This window comes from Nonomuraea sp. SBT364, from assembly GCF_001083785.1.
Taxonomy (GTDB): domain Bacteria; phylum Actinomycetota; class Actinomycetes; order Streptosporangiales; family Streptosporangiaceae; genus Nonomuraea.
Genome location: NZ_LAVL01000018.1, coordinates 1 through 14,241, shown reverse-complemented (window position 1 = coordinate 14,241; position 14,241 = coordinate 1). Strand labels below are relative to the sequence as shown.

Here is a 14,241-nt window from a genome sequence, read left to right as displayed (position 1 = left end):
TGTCAGGCATCGGGTCAGCCATGCTGCGGAGCCGCCGTGACGAGCCCGGCGTCGCCGTCGACCGTCACCAGGCGGCCGTCGGCCAGGACCGCGGTGCCGTCGCCGGTGCCCATGACCGCGGGGATGCCGTACTCCCTGGCCACGATCGCGGCGTGCGAGGCGCTGCCGCCGGCGTCGACCACGACGGCGGCGGCCCGCTGGAACAGCGGCGTCCACGACGGGTTGGTGTAGGGGCAGACGAGCACGTCGCCGCCGTCGAGCTTGCCGAACTCCGACGGGTCGCGGATGACCTTGACCGGGCCGGTCGCGGTGCCGGCGCTCGCGGGTGCGCCGGCGACGAGCGCGTCACCCGTCGCCGGCGCGGGGTAGATCGCCCGGGGGTCGATGAGCCGCACCCCGGCCAGTTCCTCCCGCTTGGCGGCGCGGGCGGTCACCGCGGACCGCAGCGCCCGCAGGTCCGCCGTGTCGGGGTCGGTGATCGCCTCCAGCTCCTCCAGCCGCAGGTGGAAGACGTCCTGCGGGTCGTCGAACAGCCTGCGCCCCAGCTCCAGCAGCGACCTGCGCAGGACGGGCAGCGGCTTCGTGAAATAGAAGTGGCTGTCCTCGCGGAAGGCGACGCCCGCACGGGCGGCCCGCACCAGCCGGTCGAGCCTCGCCTTGGTACGCGGCGACTTCAGGGAGGCGAGCAGCCGGTCGAGCGCGTCGTCGCCGGACGCCTTGCGAGGCGGCCCGGCGGCCAGCACCTTCACCAGGCCGAGCACGGTATCCGGGGCGTCGGCCCAGGTGGGCGGGGTGACCAGGAGCGGGGTCGCGGTCTCGCGGTGGCCGTACTCGGCGAGGAACGCCCGGAACATCTCCTCGAACCGCGCGCCGTCCGGCCCCTCGGCGGCCAGCTCCTCCAGAGCGTCGTTGGCATCGGAGGTACGGGTGCGGGCCCCGGTGATCAGGGCGCCGAACAGCTTGCCCCGGCGCCGCAGCTTGAGCGCCGACAGCAGCCGCAGCAGCGCCCTGCCCGCGCCCGGCAGGTAGTCGATGCGCAGGTCGGCCATGGGCTGCACGGCGTCGAGCGTCCGTCTCGGCACCCGGACCAGCTCCTGCCAGGGCAGCGCGGCCAGGTCGAGCTCGGTCAGCTCCCGGTTCGTGCGCAGGAACGCGTGGAAGCGCGGGTCCTCGGTCCACCGCGCGGGATCGTACCGCCTGGCCTTGGCCAGGAAACGGTACGGAGTGCCGAGCACGCGGAGGGTGGGATGCGGCCTGGGCGGGTTGAGCCGGTAGACGACGCCGTCGCGCTCCTCCAGGAACCCCTCGAAGGCGCCGCGCAGGCCGAAGTACGCGGTCATCTTCGCCATCAGCCCGGCGGGGCCGTGCGGGGCCCAGGTCGTCATGTCGATCGGGTAGGGCCGCACGGGCACGTACTCCAGCAGGACCGTCAGAAGTTTGCGCTGCAGCGGGTTGAGCCGGCCGACGGGCGGGGGCGGCAGCGCGGTCATCGGGCGGGCCTGGACGAGGCTGATCCGGCCGCCGGCGTACGTCCACTCCATGTCCTGGGGGCGGCCGAAATGGGCGGCGACCCGGGTGCCGAGCCCGGCCAGCTCGCGCAGGGCGGCGTCGGGCAGCCGCTCACCCGGCGTGCCGTCGCCGCTCTCGTGGACGACGCCGCCGCCCGCCGTGCCCCGCACGATCACCTCGCGGCGGCCCGGCCGGAAGTCCTTCACCTCGCCCCCGGGGGTGAGCACGTAGTGGTCGGGGGTGACCAGCCCGGACACGACCGCCTCGCCGAGACCGGTGCTGGCGTCGACCACCAGGTGCCCGCGCTCGCCGGTGACCGGGTCGGCGGAGAACATGACGCCCGCCGCCTCCGCCTCGACCATCCGCTGCACCACCACCGCGATGCGCACCTCGCCGTGGTCGATGCCGAGCTTGTCGCGGTAGGCGACCGCCCGGTCCGTCCACAGCGAGCCCCAGCAGCGGCGCACGGCGTCGACGAGGGCCTCCTCGCCGACCACGTTGAGGTAGGTGTCCTGCTGGCCGGCGAACGCGGCCCCCGGCAGGTCCTCGGCGGTGGCGCTGGACCGCACGGCCACCGGCCCGCCGCCCAGTTCCGCGTACGCCCCCGCGACGGCCCGGCGCAGCTCGGCCGGGACCTCGGCCCGCTCGACGGCCTCCCGGGTGCTGAGACCGGCGGCAACAAGGGCGTAGGCGTCGGTGGTGACGACGAAGCCGTCGGGGACGGGGAACCCGCCCGCCATCAGCTCCCCCAGGTTGGCCCCCTTGCCGCCCGCCAGGGCGAGGTCGGCGCGGCCGAAGGACCGCAGGGGTGCGACGAGTTTCATGCTCTCTCCTCGGCATGCGCGGTGGTACGGAGCGGACGCGCGGGCAGGGCCAGCGCGAGCAGGAAGGCCAGCCCGAGCAGCGGCGCCATGGCGGCGAACACGGACGGCACGGCGTCGGCGAAGGCGGCCCGGGCGGCGGCGGGCACATGGGACGGGTCGGCCGTCCCGGGCACCTGGGCGGTGATCAGCGCCCCCACGAGCGCGACCCCGGCGGAGGCGCCGATCTGGCGCAGGAACGTCACCGCCGACGTGGCGGTGCCGAGGTCGGCGTAGTCCACGGAGTTCTGCGCGGCCAGGACCATGACCTGCATGACCAGGCCGACGCCGAGCCCGATGACCAGCAGCACGCCCGCCAGCGCCGCCGCCCCGTGACCGGCGAGCGGCAACGCGGCCAGCCCCGCGGCGGCCAGCGCAGTCCCGGCGATCGGGTAACCCTTGTAGCGGCCGGTCCTGGTGATGAGCCTGCCGGACACGACGGTGGTGGCCAGCACGCCGCCCATCAGCGCGGTCACCAGCAGCCCCGCCTGGGTCGCGCCGGCGCCGAGCGCGATCTGCAGGTAGGCGGGCATGTAGGTGATGGTGCCGAACAGCGCGAACCCGACGAGCAGGCTGATCGCGACGGGGACGGCGAACGCCCGGTCCCTGAACAGCCGCAGCGGCAGGATCGGGTCGGTGGCGAGCCGGGCGCTCACCAGCCAGGCCACCACCCCGGCGGCCGTCACCGCAAGGTACGACGGGTTGCCGCTCTGCCCCAGCATGACCACCCCGAGCACGGCCACGGCCAGCGTGACGGCCCCGGCGTAGTCGACCGGCGCCCGCGAGACCGGCCTCGGCAGCCGCAGCGACGCGGTCAGCAGCACGAACGCCAGCACGCCCAGCGGCGGGTAGATCGCGAAGATCCACCGCCAGCCGACGCTGTCGATGAAGAACCCGCCGACCAGCGGCCCGCCGACCGCCGCCACGATGTACATCGCGCCGATCAGCCCCAGGTAGCGGCCCCGCTCCCGGGGGCTGACGAGCTCCCCGATGACGGCCTGCGCGCCGATCATCAGCCCGCCGCCGCCGACGCCCTGGATCGCCCGGAAGACGATGAACTGCGGCATCGTCGCGGCCAGCGAGCACAGCACCGCCCCGGCCACGAACACCACGATCGCCACCTGCATCATCAGCTTGCGCCCGAACCGGTCCCCCAGCTTGCCGTACACGGGCATGACCACGGTGGCGGCGACCAGGTAGGCGGTCACGACGGCGGGCATCTGGTCCAGCCCGCCGGGGCCCGCGAGGCTCCCGGCGACGGCGGGCAGGGCGGGGGCCATGATCGTCTGGTCCAGCGCGCCGAGCAGCATCGCGAGCATCAGTCCCGCCAGCACGAGCCCCACGCCGACCACTCCTTAGAGAACGGATCGTTCTCTAAGAGAGTAGACCGTCATCCCTAAGAAACGCAACGTTCACTAACGTCGCCGCACCGTCCCCCTGCTACGGGACACGCGGCCTCCGCACCCGTCTCCCGCCGGGCACAGTTCGGCACCGCCGTCGCGGTCATCGTCCGGGCCCACCGAGCCAGGCGGGAGTGCCGGCGCTTCGGCGTCTCCGTCCACGCCACTGAGACCTACGCACCCGGCGCCCACCCCCTGCCCATCACCGTCACCACGGCAGGCGGGGCGGGTCGCACGCTTCCGCACCTTACGCTGCGCTTCCGCACCCTTCGCTGTCTGTGCGCGCCCTTCGCTGTGCTACGCCCGGCGGCGGAGCAGGTCGGCCAGCGCGGTGGCCGGGTGGCCGGTCAGCCGGGCGACGTCGCCGCTGACTCCATCGAGCTCACCGCTCGCGATCGCCGTGTACGTGGACACCCAGGCGTCCACCTGCCAAGGCGGCGCACCGTACGAGGCCCGCGAGCGGTACGCCTCCTCGACGGTCTCGGCGTGGTAGGTGATCTCGCGGTCGCCCGCCCCGGTCAGCACGGCGGCCACCTCGGCCAGGGTGAGCGCCTGCGGCCCGGTGAGGTCGTACGTCGCCCTCTCGTGCCGCCCCGGCCCGGACAGCACGGCCGCCGCGGCGTCGGCCACGTCGTCGCGGGCGACCGCCGCCACCCGGCCGTCACCCGCCGGCCCCCGGATCACCCCGTCCTCCCCCGCCATCGCGGGCAGGAAGTCGGCATACAGGTTGTCGCGCAGAAACGTGAACGCCATCCCGGACGCGCGGATGCACTCCTCGGTAGCCCAGTGATCGCGCGCCAGCGTGAACGCAGCCTCCGGCGCGGCCCCGAAGAAGGACGTGTAGACCAGATGCCGGACCCCGGCCCCGGCCGCCGCCTCGACGAACGCGCGATGGTCGGCCAGCCGGTCGGCCGCCTCCGACGCCGACACCATGAGCACCACCTCGGCCCCGGCCACCGCGCGCCGCACCGCCTCCCCGTCACCGAACGACGCCCGCTCGACGACCGCACCCGGCAGCCGGGGCACCCGGTCTGGGTCGCGCGCCACCAGCCGCAGCGACACCCCCTCGGCCGCCAGCCTGCGAGCCACCCCGCTACCCACGTAACCGGTCACCCCGGTGATCGCGATCCTCGCGTCATGTCCCATGCCGGCCAGCGTGTCATCACTCGGGGCAGACCTCCATCACCCGCGCGCCGGCCCGGTCGAGCTTCTCGTTGGCCGCCTTGACCGCGTCCTGCCCCTGCGAACTGCCCAGAACCTCGCGGAGCTCGACGATGGCCGCCGCCTGGGCGTTGATGGCGTCCCGGATGTCGCTGCCGGCCTTCTCCGCCCTGGAGGTCAGCTCCTTGGCCAGGGGCCCCGTCATGTCCTGCTTCAGGGAGAACGTCGCCAGCCTGTAGCTGTCGTCCGCCATCTTCCTGGCGACGTTGCGGCCCGCCTCACAGGCGGCCGCCGACTCAGCACTGAGGCCGCACCCGGCCACCACGAACGTTAACAGCCCAGCCCCGGCGATCGTCGTCGTGATCTTCATCATGGGCTCGACGGTACCCCCGCGCTCCGCAGGACGCGCTCAGGAGCGGGCCGGACACCTGTTGGACGGGAAGGAAGATCGGCCCGGATGGCGCACCAGACGGTTCGACCCAGCCCGCGCCCGTGCTCGCGAATTCCCCAGCCCTGTGAGATCTCGCGGACGATCAGCAGCCCACGGCCGTCCTCCGCCTCCGGCTCCTGCCGGAGATGCGGCCCGGAGAACGCGGAACCAGGATCACGCACTTCCACATACACCATCCCGTCTCCCGCCAGAACGGTGAGACCGATGAAGTCGTACGGCCTGGCGTCCGAGTGCCGGAGCGCGTTCGTCACGAGTTCGGACGCCGCCAGCACGGCGTCATCGACAGCGGTGTGATCGTCCCCAAGCCACCTGCGTACTTCTGAACGGGCGTGCGAGACGGATTCACGAATGCCCACCAGCTGGATCGAGCCGATGACCCTCGGCTCGGCGCTCGCTGCTTTCATCACTTCACCCACTTGAAGAAGTCGGCCTCGATCGGCCTTTCAACCATCCCAAGCGTTGACTACGATGTGTAGCTGATTGACTTCGCCATGCCATCAACTGTTTCGATGAAAGTCCCGTTGAAACTGGCGGCAGTCCCCCCGGGAGGTCAGGTGCCAAGGGAAAGCGAGCTGTGCCCCGCCGACTCGCCCACCGCACTCTTCGGCTTCGAGCTGCGACGACACCGCAAGGCTCGAAGCTGGTCGCAGATCCGGTTGTCGAAGGCGGTGTCGTGCTCCGTCGGCACGATCAGCATGATCGAGACGGCCAGGCGGTCGCCGACGGAGGATTTCGCCCGCCGCTGCGACGAGGCGCTGGAGGCGGAGGGGGCGCTGATGCGGCTGTGGCCGATGGTCAGCCACGCTTCGGCGCCGCCGTGGTTCCGGCCGTGGCTCGACGTGGAGGCCACCGCGGAGGCGATCCGCACCTGGGAGCCGCTGGTCGTCCCCGGCCTGCTCCAAACCGAGGACTACGCCAGGGCCGTGCTGAGCGGCGACGTCGGCGTGACGCCCGAGCAGGTCGAAGAGCATGTCATCGCGCGGATGGAACGCCAGAGCATCCTCCGGCGGCCCCAAGCCTCCGTTGCTGTGGGTCGTGCTCGACGAGGCGGTCCTGCATCGCCCGATCGGCAGCCCTGCCGTGATGTCGGCGCAGCTCACCCGCCTCCTCGAAGCAGGGCGTACGCCCCGGACCACGATCCAGGTCCTCCCTCTCTCGGCGTGCTCCACCATGGGGCTGGCCGGCGGGTTCGCCATCGCACAAGCACGAGGGGTCTTCGACACAGCATATGTCGAGTCCGCCGGAATCATGAGCCGAGTAACAGAGCGACCCGAAGACGTCAGCGTCTTAACATATAGATATGAGGGGATTCGCTCCGAAGCATTGCCCCAGCGCGAGTCCCTGAACGTGATCAAGGAGACGCTGCAGCGATGGACGAACTGACCCGAGAAGTCGCCACCGCCACATGGCGCAAATCCACCCGATCAGGACCCGATGGCGGCAACTGCGTCGAGGTCGCCGAACTTCCCGGAGGCGGCCGTGGCGTCCGTGACAGCAAGAACCCCACCGGCCCGGCACTGATCTTCACCTCGGAGGAGTGGGCCGCTTTCATCGGCGGCGTGAAGGACGGCGAGTTCGACTGATCCCTTCACCTTGACGTTCAACGAAGCCGCCGGTTTCATTCTTGCGCGAAGAAGAGATCCATAAGCCACTGACAGACGCCACTCCCCACTGAAGGGGAGTGGCGATTCTTTTGTGTGCCAAACCCCTTCAATCCCGGTCAAATCTCGAACGCGCTCATACTTTCACTGACCTTCAACTTGTTTTGTTGACGTGATGTTGATTACCGTCTGAGAGAAGTGGAGGAACGCCGCCTCCTGATCTTGTCCTGTGCAGCGAGCCGTATGAGGGGATCATCGTGGCTGACCTCGACCGCGAGGCGATGCGGGCCGCGGCGGAGCGGATCCAGCGGCTGTCGGACGAGCACTGGTGGGCGCTCACCCCCTCCTGCCGTCTCATGGAGGACGACGCGTGGGTGGGCCCGGCGGGCGCCCGGTTCGGCACCCAGATCCACACCGACCAACGCGAGCTGTGGGCCATGCTCACCGAAGCCGTCCACAGCGCGAACCGGAAACTCGCCTCGCTGCGGGACACCCCATGAGCGGCTTCACCGGTGTCAAGCCGTCCGAGTTCGACGCGATGACCGGCAAGCACACCGAGGCGGCCCGGCAACTGGAGCAGCTGGCACAGGCCCTGCATCGCGAGCTGCACGGGGCCGGGCTCGACACCGCCCCGGCCGCGCGGCTGCGCGAGCTGGCCGTACGGGTCACCACGCAGGCCGACGACCTGCGGCGGCGGCAGCAGCTGGTCCACGAGCTGCAACGGCAGAAGGTCACCTTCGGCAGGAGCACCCCCGCCGGCAGCTTCGTGGAGATGCCCGACCAGCTGGACACCGCCAAGGGCCTGCTCCACGGCACCCTCGCCGGCCGCGCCGCGCTGAAGGCGGCCGACGGCGACGCCAAGGCGCTGGCCGAACTGGAGAAGTACGCGGCACGGGCCGGCGACCCGGAGTTCGTCAAGACGTTCCTGGGCACCCTGGGCGCCCAGGACGTGACGCGGGTGCCCGGCTCACTCGCCGCCCAGTTGCGCGACGCCCTGAACCGCGAGGACACCGACCGCGCCGACCGGCTCTCCGCCTCCGGGCCCAAGATCCTCAGCATGCTCGCCACCGTCCTGGCCAAAGGCACGAACCCCAAGGACCCCTCGTACATGGGCGCCGGCTTCCTCAAGGACCTGACCCAGGAAGGCCGATCCGAGCACAAGTCCGGCGCCATCACGTACTCGGGCTACCAGGCCCAGGCGCTCATCTGGCGGGCCCATGACGGGCGGACGCCCTTCTCCAAGGAGTTCATGGAGGTCGTCGGGCGAGACGTGATCGCCTACGAGCACGAGCAGCGCAAGGATCAATGGGCGGCGAGCAAGGACCTCCTGGGACGCGCCTTGGGGGGTGCGCAGGTCCCCATCGTGGACCTGGCCGGCACGCTCGGCCTCGGCACTCTGCTGAGACAGGGGACGCATGCGGGCGTTCCTGGCGGAAGGGGGTCGTCCTCGGTGGTGGACGACCTATTCCATGCGGCCAAGTCCAACCGGGAGGCATCCCATGCGCTGCTGAACCACACACCGACCGGATGGAAGGAGTCCGTACTGGACTACCTGCTGACGACCCGGTGGGGGGCTTCCTCCTATCAAAGGGACTACGCGCCGTTCAACGACATGCTGATCACTGCTACCACCGGCCAGGATGCGACCTCTCAGAAACTGGCCGCCGAGATGACGAAAATCCTCGCCGACGAGGTGCGTGGCGCCTTCGGCAAGGCAGACGACGGCAACTTGAAAATCACCAACAGAGAGGTATTCGATCGATACGCGCCTCTGAGTTACCCCCTGGCCCGGGCGATTGCCGCAAACGTAGACCAACTGTCTCGGCTCTACCTGAACCATGCTACTTTCGGGAAAGTCGCGCCGGAGGACATGTCCTACGCGCTGCTCTTGGCTACCTCCCACGATGCCGGGTTCGAGGCGCTGGTGAGTGCGCAGACCGAGCATATGAAGGCGGCGCTCGACACCGTTCCTCCGGTCGGCCTCGACGCCTCCAACGCTGAACGGCTCGGCTTCACAAAGGCCGACGTCAAGCACTTCGACTTCGACGGAGATGGGCGTGTCGGTAAGGCCGACGTCAAGCAGTTTCTGACAGACCAAACCGTGGCAGAAGCTTCCCCCTTCAACCACATCGTGGAAACTCGTCGCCAGGTACTGATCGCTCAAAATCTGGACGACAAAAAGGCAGACGAGACGCTAAGAATCATGGTGCGCAACGCGGTTGGGCTACTCCCGATGCCGGGAGCCAGACAGGTAGGGGAGGTAGCCACGGGCGCGTTCAGCCACCTGATCAGCACGGGGTACGAGAAGCTCTCGGGAGCTGGGTACGACGAGATCGCCAGGCAAGTCGCCCTGCGGATGGCTGAGAAAGGGCCAGACCTCGATAAGAACCACCAGAAACTAGCGGACAATCGGCTGGGGGTGGAGAGGCTGGCCGAGCAAATGCTGGCTACAGCCATGTTGAACAAGGGCATGCTCGACGGACTTGGCTTGGAAAAGCAGATTTTTGCTGCTGGTAACGCGCGGACGATCAAACCCTTCTCGGAGATGACTCCGCAAGAGTATAGCGAATTCCTCAAGTGGGCTCGTACAGCCGGAGGAAGCAACGACCTGCTCGATCGCTTCAAGGGCACCTTCCACCGTACTACCGAGGTTGACGACTATCTCAATCTCAGGATCCCATCATCCTCCGGAGGCGGACAGTGAGACATTCACACCTGCCTGTCCCTCTGGTAGCTCTGGTATTTTTTGTCGTAGCCTGCGCCCCGGAGAAGGACATCGCCTCCACACCTGCTCCACCTTCCCAGTCAGTCGTTGATTCCTCGCCATACGTATGTAGGTTCATTCCTGAACAGGCGTTTCGTCTGGTCAGTGGCGTCGCCGGGGCGCTTACCGAGGAGACCGCTGGCACAGAGAGAAACGGCAACTGCTCGGCTCCCGAGAGGACCCCTCCACCTCTGGAAGTGTGGTGGATGCACGAGGGTCCAGGCATGCCTCAAGAACATCTGGGCTTTCTAATGGATGACAGGCGTGCTGTATTTACGAGGCATGGCGGGATTACGATCCCTAGCGATCTGGGCGACGGCATGGCTGGGTACATGCCGGATTCGATCTTCGCGGACCAGCCGTACCGAGTAAGCGCCAAGTTTCGCTGCGACAACGAAGATCGGCTAATCGACATCGACCTAGCCCAAGTAGCCAAAGGCCGGGACGGTATCCAAGACCTGATCGCGCTCATGCGCATAGCCCAAAAGCGCTACGGCGAGCTGTACGACTGCACCCCCCAGGGAGCCCAGCCGCACAGCAGCCCTCAAGCAAAGCTCACCGGTAAGCCCGGTTGACCGCCGAGATAATAGCCTTCAACGAAGCCGTAGTGGTGTTGGCATCGATGCCGACACCCCACAGCACCATTCCGTTGACCTCGCACTCCAGGTAGGAGGCGGCCTTGGCGTCGGTGCCGGCGCTCATGGCGTGCTCCACGTAGTCGAGTACCCGCGCCTGGATGCCCACCGACGCGATCGCGTCGATGAAGGCCGAGATGGGGCCGTTGCCGGTGCCGGCGACCTCGCGGATCTCGCCGTCGATGCGGACGTCGGCGCTGATGCGGTCCTGGCCGTCGACCGTGGATTCGTGGCGGTGGGCCATGAGGCCGAGGCGTCCCCACCGGTTGTGCGGCGTCGGCAGGTATTCGTCCTGGAAGATGCCGTACATCGCGGCCGGGCTGATCTCGCCGCCTTCGGCGTCGGTGCGCGACTGGACGACCTTGGAGAACTCGATCTGCAGCCGGCGCGGCAGGTCGAGCTGGTGGTCGGCCTTCATGATGTAGGCGACGCCGCCCTTGCCGGACTGGCTGTTGACGCGGATGACGGCCTCGTAGGTGCGGCCGATGTCCTTGGGGTCGATCGGCAGGTACGGCACGGCCCACGTGTGGGAGTCGACCGGGACGCCGGCGGTGGCGGCGTCGGCCTCCAGGTGTTCGAAGCCCTTCTTGATGGCGTCCTGGTGGGAGCCGGAGAAGGCGGTGTAGACGAGCTCGCCGCCCCACGGGTGGCGCGGGTGGACGGGCAGCTGGTTGCAGTATTCGGTGACGCGGCGGATCTCGTCGATGTCGCTGAAGTCGATCTCGGGGTCGACGCCCTGGGAGAACAGGTTCATGCCGAGCGTGACCAGGCAGACGTTGCCGGTGCGCTCGCCGTTGCCGAACAGGCAGCCTTCGATGCGGTCGGCGCCGGCCATGTAGCCGAGCTCGGCGGCGGCCACGGCGCTGCCTCGGTCGTTGTGCGGGTGCAGCGACAGGACGATCGAGTCGCGGTGCTTGAGGTTGCGGTGCATCCACTCGATCTGGTCGGCGTAGATGTTGGGCGTGGCCATCTCGACGGTGGCGGGCAGGTTGACGATGACCTTGCGGTCGGGGGTCGGCTGCCACACCTCGTTGACGGCGTCGCACACCTCGACGGCGTACTCCAGCTCGGTGCCGGTGAACGACTCCGGCGAGTATTCGAAGTAGACGTCGACGTCGGAGGCGTCGGCGAGCTTCTTGACCAGTTTGGCGCCCTCGACCGCGATGGCGGTGATGCCGTCCTTGTCCTGGCCGAACACGACGCGGCGCTGCAGCGTGGAGGTGGAGTTGTACAGGTGGACGATGGCCTGCTTGGCGCCCTGGATGGCTTCGTAGGTGCGCTCGATGAGCTCGGGCCTGGCCTGGGTCAGCACCTGGATCACGACGTCGTCGGGGATGCGGCCCTCGTCGATGATCTGCCGGACGAAGTCGAAGTCGGTCTGCGAAGCGGCCGGGAAGCCTACCTCGATCTCCTTGTAGCCCATCTTCACCAGCAGCTCGAACATCTGGAGCTTGCGGTGGGAGTCCATGGGGTCGATCAGCGCCTGGTTGCCGTCACGCAGGTCGACCGCGCACCAGCGCGGGGCCTTGGTGATCACCTGGTCGGGCCAGGTGCGATCGGTCAGCCGGATCGGCTCGAAGGGTTGGTAGCGCTGGAACGGCATCGCGCTGGGCTGCTGGGCGGTCATGTCGGGTGCTCCTCGTCGGTCGGATGGAAGCGGCCGACGCGCATGACTGGCTCCGCGGCGAGGGAGCCGGCCTCAGTGGCCCCCGCCGCGGCAGCTAAGAAGGAGTCCGCGCAGCATGCCGTTCACGCTACCAGACGTCTCGCCGTGGACCGCCCCTGTTCTCGCATGGTGAGAACCCGCAGGAGCGAGCCCGGCTACAGGCCGGTCAAGGACAGCGCGGGAGACGACGTCGCGGGCGGGGCTTTCTTACCAGCGCGATACCCGGCATAGGGCGTGTTCTAGCACACGTTACGTAGGATCTTGGGCATGCGGGACAACGAGATTCTCAGCAGGATCGGCGCGCTGGTCGACGAGGAGCGCGACCTGCGCGACAGGCTGCGGGCGGGCGAGGTCGCCTCGGACGAGGAGAGCGCCCGGGTCAAGGAACTGGAGACGGCGCTCGACCAGTGCTGGGACCTGCTGCGCCAGCGCCGCGCCCGCCGCAACGCGGGCGAGAACCCCGACGACGCCGCCGTACGGCCGGCCGGCGAGGTGGAGAACTACCGCCAGTGAGAAAATCGGTCGCCTCCGGGGCGCCGGTACGTTTGGCTGGTCGTATGCAGATCCAGCGGATCGACCCCGAGCGGCCGGGCGGGCTGCTCACCGCGTTCCATGACGCGTTCGCCGCGGCGTACGCCGGCGTGCCGGGGCCGCTGTGGTCCCGCAGACGCCTCGAAGTGGAGTTGACCGAGGGCTTTCCCGGAGCGCGCGCCGAGGCGTGGGTGGCGGTCGACGGCGGGGAGGTTCTCGGCGGCTACGGGCTGGCCCACCCGGTGGACGACAACACCCATCTGAGCCGCCTGGCGACGCTGGTGGTCCGTCCGGAGCGGCAGCGCGCCGGCGTGGGCTCGGCGTTGCTCGCGCACGCCGTCGAGCGCGTACGTGCCGCCGGCCGGGGCCTGGTGCTGACCGAGACGCCGGCCGAGGGCGCCGGTGCGCGGTTCGCCAAGGCGCGCGGTTTCACGTTCTCGCTCGGTGAGGCGCGCCGGGTGCTCGACCTGCGCCGGGCCGACTGGGACGGCCTGCGGCGCATGCTGCCGGAGCCCGACGGCTATCGCGTGGAGCGCTGGCTCGGCCCGGCGGGGCCGGACCTGCTGCCCGACCTCGCCACCGTCATGAACGGCATGAACGACGCACCTCGCGACGAGGGCGTCGAGGCCGCCAGCTTCTCGCTCGACCGCGTACGCCAGGGCGAGGAGCGCATCGAGCTGACGGGCGAGACCACGTACAGCGTGCTGGTGCGGCGCGTCGCCGACGGCGCACCTGCGGGCTACTCGCGGATCATCCTGACGGGCGACGAACCGGACGGCTGGGCCTCCCAGGCCGACACGACCGTACTGCCCGCGCACCGCGGCCACCGGCTCGGGCTGCTGCTCAAGCTGACGAACCTGCTCTGGCTGCGCGAGAGCGAACCCGGCGTGGAGCGGATCATCACCTGGAACGCCCGGTCCAACGCGCACATGCTGGCGATCAACGAGGCCATGGGGTTCGAGCTGCTGGACGAGTGGAACGACTGGCGGCTCGACGTCTAGCCAGACGATCCATGAGCTTGGCTGCGCTGAGGGACGGGGATCCGTTGCGCGTCTGGCCGTACACCCTGCTGGGCCGCCTGGGCGAGGGCGGCATGGGCACCGTCTACCTGGTGACCGGGTACGTGGAGGGGCCGAGCCTGGACGAGGCGGTGCGCCGCTCCGGGCCGTTGCGCAGATCGGCACTCGACGGGCCGGCGGCGATGGCGGCCGCCTTGCGCGCAATCCACGGCGCGGGCGTGGCGCACCGCGACCTCACGCCGTCGGACGTGCTGCTTTCCCAGGCCGGGCCGCCACCTACCTGCTCGGCTCGCTGCTGTCGGGCGGCGGCTCGACACCCTCCGCGAACACGCCCGGCAAGGTCATGGACTTCGGCATCGCCCGGCTGGGCGGCGTCGACCTGAGCAGCGCCAGCGTGGGCTCGCCGGCGTCCATGTCGCCGGAGCAGGTGCGGGGCGGGTCCGTCGGGTCGGCGCCGGACGTGTTCTCCTGGGGGTGCGTGGTGGCTTTCGCCGCCGGGTCGATCCCGGCGATCCTGTTCCACATCGTCCATGAGCCGCCACGGCTGCCACCGCCGCCGGGCCCGCCGCTTGACCTGGTCCTGGCGGCCCTCTCCGCCGACCGGCCCACCGCCCAGCCCCTCCTGGACCACCTCAGCGTCCCCC

The 14,241-nt window shown here is 69.6% G+C and carries 14 protein-coding genes and 2 pseudogenes; 9 read left to right on the top strand and 7 right to left on the bottom strand.

Annotation, left to right across the window (positions count from 1 at the left end):
• Positions 1 to 14 precede the first annotated feature (14 nt).
• The 5 genes from ADY59_RS11650 to ADY59_RS11630 all read right to left on the bottom strand — a co-directional run bounded on the left by ADY59_RS11650 (position 15) and on the right by ADY59_RS11630 (position 5,797).
• On the bottom strand, positions 15 to 2,333 hold the full coding sequence (locus ADY59_RS11650) for a PEP/pyruvate-binding domain-containing protein (protein WP_049561302.1): 2,319 nt from the start codon (positions 2,331 to 2,333) through the stop codon (positions 15 to 17).
• Positions 2,330 to 3,712 carry an MFS transporter gene (locus tag ADY59_RS11645; protein ID WP_231618667.1) on the bottom strand — a complete coding sequence of 461 codons (1,383 nt, stop codon included), beginning with the start codon at positions 3,710 to 3,712 and terminating at the stop codon, positions 2,330 to 2,332. Before ADY59_RS11645 ends, ADY59_RS11650 begins: the two co-directional genes overlap by 4 nt.
• A 354-nt stretch (positions 3,713 to 4,066) precedes the next feature.
• Entirely contained in the window at positions 4,067 to 4,915 is an 849-nt protein-coding gene (locus ADY59_RS11640) for an SDR family oxidoreductase (RefSeq protein WP_049561300.1), read from the bottom strand.
• Positions 4,916 to 4,931: 16 nt separating this feature from the next.
• On the bottom strand, positions 4,932 to 5,303 hold the full coding sequence (locus ADY59_RS11635; RefSeq protein WP_156325427.1) for a hypothetical protein: 372 nt from the start codon (positions 5,301 to 5,303) through the stop codon (positions 4,932 to 4,934).
• Entirely contained in the window at positions 5,300 to 5,797 is a 498-nt protein-coding gene (locus tag ADY59_RS11630) for an ATP-binding protein (RefSeq protein WP_156325426.1), read from the bottom strand. The genes ADY59_RS11635 and ADY59_RS11630 overlap by 4 nt, the downstream gene beginning before the upstream one ends.
• Before the next feature lie 75 nt (positions 5,798 to 5,872).
• Here ADY59_RS11630 and ADY59_RS53955 point away from each other — a divergent pair.
• The 6 genes and pseudogenes from ADY59_RS53955 to ADY59_RS11600 form a co-directional block, all read left to right on the top strand.
• Positions 5,873 to 6,340: pseudogene (locus tag ADY59_RS53955) on the top strand (Scr1 family TA system antitoxin-like transcriptional regulator); the annotation flags it as partial.
• 10 nt (positions 6,341 to 6,350) lie between these two features.
• Entirely contained in the window at positions 6,351 to 6,764 is a 414-nt protein-coding gene (locus ADY59_RS52460) for a DUF5753 domain-containing protein (protein WP_269433576.1), read from the top strand.
• Positions 6,752 to 6,964 (top strand): DUF397 domain-containing protein, encoded by a 213-nt coding sequence (locus tag ADY59_RS11615; RefSeq protein WP_049561286.1) that lies wholly within the window; start codon positions 6,752 to 6,754, stop codon positions 6,962 to 6,964. Before ADY59_RS52460 ends, ADY59_RS11615 begins: the two co-directional genes overlap by 13 nt.
• Positions 6,965 to 7,239: 275 nt before the next feature.
• Positions 7,240 to 7,482, top strand: coding sequence for a hypothetical protein (locus tag ADY59_RS11610; protein ID WP_049561284.1), 243 nt, complete (start codon positions 7,240 to 7,242; stop codon positions 7,480 to 7,482).
• Entirely contained in the window at positions 7,479 to 9,686 is a 2,208-nt protein-coding gene (locus tag ADY59_RS11605; protein WP_049561281.1) for a hypothetical protein, read from the top strand. Before ADY59_RS11610 ends, ADY59_RS11605 begins: the two co-directional genes overlap by 4 nt.
• A 284-nt stretch (positions 9,687 to 9,970) precedes the next feature.
• Entirely contained in the window at positions 9,971 to 10,321 is a 351-nt protein-coding gene (locus tag ADY59_RS11600; RefSeq protein WP_156325425.1) for a hypothetical protein, read from the top strand.
• Here the strand turns inward: ADY59_RS11600 and leuA are convergent.
• On the bottom strand, positions 10,302 to 12,008 hold the full coding sequence (gene leuA / locus ADY59_RS11595) for a 2-isopropylmalate synthase (protein ID WP_049561276.1): 1,707 nt from the start codon (positions 12,006 to 12,008) through the stop codon (positions 10,302 to 10,304). The two genes, ADY59_RS11600 and leuA, sit on opposite strands and share 20 nt — an antisense overlap.
• 306 nt (positions 12,009 to 12,314) lie before the next feature.
• On the opposite strand from leuA, the gene ADY59_RS11590 reads away from it, so the two are divergent.
• Both ADY59_RS11590 and ADY59_RS11585 read left to right on the top strand, forming a co-directional pair.
• Positions 12,315 to 12,560 carry a DUF2630 family protein gene (locus ADY59_RS11590; RefSeq protein WP_049561274.1) on the top strand — a complete coding sequence of 82 codons (246 nt, stop codon included), beginning with the start codon at positions 12,315 to 12,317 and terminating at the stop codon, positions 12,558 to 12,560.
• Positions 12,561 to 12,604: 44 nt separating this feature from the next.
• Positions 12,605 to 13,579 (top strand): GNAT family N-acetyltransferase, encoded by a 975-nt coding sequence (locus ADY59_RS11585; protein ID WP_049561271.1) that lies wholly within the window; start codon positions 12,605 to 12,607, stop codon positions 13,577 to 13,579.
• Positions 13,580 to 13,682: 103 nt separating this feature from the next.
• Here the strand turns inward: ADY59_RS11585 and ADY59_RS51245 are convergent, their stop codons facing one another.
• Positions 13,683 to 13,835 (bottom strand): hypothetical protein, encoded by a 153-nt coding sequence (locus tag ADY59_RS51245; protein ID WP_197093555.1) that lies wholly within the window; start codon positions 13,833 to 13,835, stop codon positions 13,683 to 13,685.
• Between the two features lie 105 nt (positions 13,836 to 13,940).
• Between ADY59_RS51245 and ADY59_RS11580 the strand changes: the two are divergent.
• Positions 13,941 to 14,241: pseudogene (locus ADY59_RS11580) on the top strand (serine/threonine-protein kinase); the annotation flags it as partial.

Coding starts and splice junctions, on each gene's coding strand:
- ADY59_RS11650 (WP_049561302.1), bottom strand. CDS start 2,333: ATGAAACTCGTCGCACCCCTGCGGTCCTTCGGCCGCGCCGACCTCGCC.
- ADY59_RS11640 (WP_049561300.1), bottom strand. CDS start 4,915: ATGGGACATGACGCGAGGATCGCGATCACCGGGGTGACCGGTTACGTG.
- ADY59_RS11635 (WP_156325427.1), bottom strand. CDS start 5,303: ATGATGAAGATCACGACGACGATCGCCGGGGCTGGGCTGTTAACGTTC.
- ADY59_RS52460 (WP_269433576.1), top strand. CDS start 6,351: ATGTCATCGCGCGGATGGAACGCCAGAGCATCCTCCGGCGGCCCCAAG.
- ADY59_RS11615 (WP_049561286.1), top strand. CDS start 6,752: ATGGACGAACTGACCCGAGAAGTCGCCACCGCCACATGGCGCAAATCC.
- ADY59_RS11605 (WP_049561281.1), top strand. CDS start 7,479: ATGAGCGGCTTCACCGGTGTCAAGCCGTCCGAGTTCGACGCGATGACC.
- ADY59_RS11600 (WP_156325425.1), top strand. CDS start 9,971: ATGCCTCAAGAACATCTGGGCTTTCTAATGGATGACAGGCGTGCTGTA.
- leuA (WP_049561276.1), bottom strand. CDS start 12,008: ATGACCGCCCAGCAGCCCAGCGCGATGCCGTTCCAGCGCTACCAACCC.
- ADY59_RS11590 (WP_049561274.1), top strand. CDS start 12,315: ATGCGGGACAACGAGATTCTCAGCAGGATCGGCGCGCTGGTCGACGAG.
- ADY59_RS11585 (WP_049561271.1), top strand. CDS start 12,605: ATGCAGATCCAGCGGATCGACCCCGAGCGGCCGGGCGGGCTGCTCACC.